The organism is Sphingobacterium shayense, assembly GCF_013179575.1.
Classification (GTDB): Bacteria; Bacteroidota; Bacteroidia; order Sphingobacteriales; family Sphingobacteriaceae; genus Sphingobacterium; species Sphingobacterium shayense.
On record NZ_JABMCQ010000321.1, the window covers coordinates 1 to 1448 of the forward strand.

1 protein-coding gene is annotated in these 1448 nt (G+C 40.9%); it reads right to left on the reverse strand.

From position 1 onward, the window contains the following. Window positions 1–45 precede the first annotated feature (45 nt). A partial coding sequence (locus tag HP439_RS19100) for a RagB/SusD family nutrient uptake outer membrane protein (protein ID WP_172391913.1) occupies window positions 46–1448 on the reverse strand: 1403 nt, incomplete at its 5' end.

A 1448-nucleotide genomic window follows, 5' to 3' on the forward strand; every position in this document is an offset into this window, starting at 1 on the left:
GAAAATTTTTCGCTATTGTCTAGTGTAGAAACTGAAAATAATCGTTTAGTTCAATGGATTTTGTACGACTGTACCCAAGGTTCTGTCTATTTCTCCTTGTGGTATAAGGAATTGCCATCTGGAATCCCCTGCCGGAATCGTCATGATTAAGGCTAATGTAGTGTTGTGGTTCGCGCCTAATCTATCGAGAGCCACGTTTAGACGCTTTAAATCGTAAAAGCGAAATCCCTCGCCCCATAATTCTAAACGACGCTGTACTAAAATTTCATTGATTAGATTATTCCCACTAAAAGTTGTCGCGTATTCGGGATCTCTTGCGATCACTAATTCGTTCAAAACATCTCGAGCTTGCGCATCTTGGTTTAATCTAGCTTTAGATTCTGCCTCAATTAAATACATCTCCGCTGCTCGCATAAATACTAAGTCTCCGGCACTATTTGATGGATCGGAAAGTGTAAATTTTTGGGTCATATACGGATGACGAGATCCGCCTGCCGCAATCTTAAAATTGGGATCTTCCCCTGTCGGATCCCATAAAGTTGAACGAACATCTGTTTCTGAAAGATGATTATACAGTAAAGAGTTAATTGCTTTGGGATTTCCTCTGGTATTTGTAGAACTAAAATTGCCTAGATAAGCGAAAAAACCATAAAAATACGTTGTCTGATCTGATCTGTGTTCAATACCCCATATCCATTCAGGATTCTCGATGCTGGAAAAGCCAGCTGCATATTGTTCTTTATTCATCAAGGAAAAACCTTCACGTGCTTCTTTTGCCTGTTGAGCCGCTAATTCATAATTTTGTTGGGTTAGAGCTATTCTTGCTTTTATTCCTTTCGCTACATTGACATTCAAATGAGATTTATGTGGACGTTCGATGCTTGAGGATAGAAGGGTGATTGCTTCGTTAATATCACTATTAATTTGTACATAGGTTTCTTCGACTGTTGAGCGTGGCACTGCGACTTCGTTCGGTTCAACGATTAGCGACATTCCCAATCCAGAATTATCTCCTCCTTTTACGTAACGTTTTCCGTATAGTTGAACCATTTGATAGTAGGCCCAAGCACGGTAGGCGTATGCCTGGCCTTTGATAAAGTTTCTATCTTCGTCTGTACCGACTGCGTTATCAATATTAGCAATAATTAAGTTTGCGTTACCGATTACAGCATAGTACATTCCATAGTTATCTCTTACGATATTTGCTGTGGCGCTCAAATGACTCTGCCATTTGTATTCTGAGTTAAACCACCCGTTGCCCGCAGCAGTCATAACTAAATCCTCTCCTAAAACTTCCATCCAGATCATGTTTCCGCTTTGCCCTCCATTTGCTTGGTTTCCATACCACTGAGAATACAATAGTTTGTGAATACCATCCACCGCTGCCATGGCGTTGTTTGTCGTTGCGAACACCGTCTCGGGCGAAATAATAGACGTCGGAGTGAGTT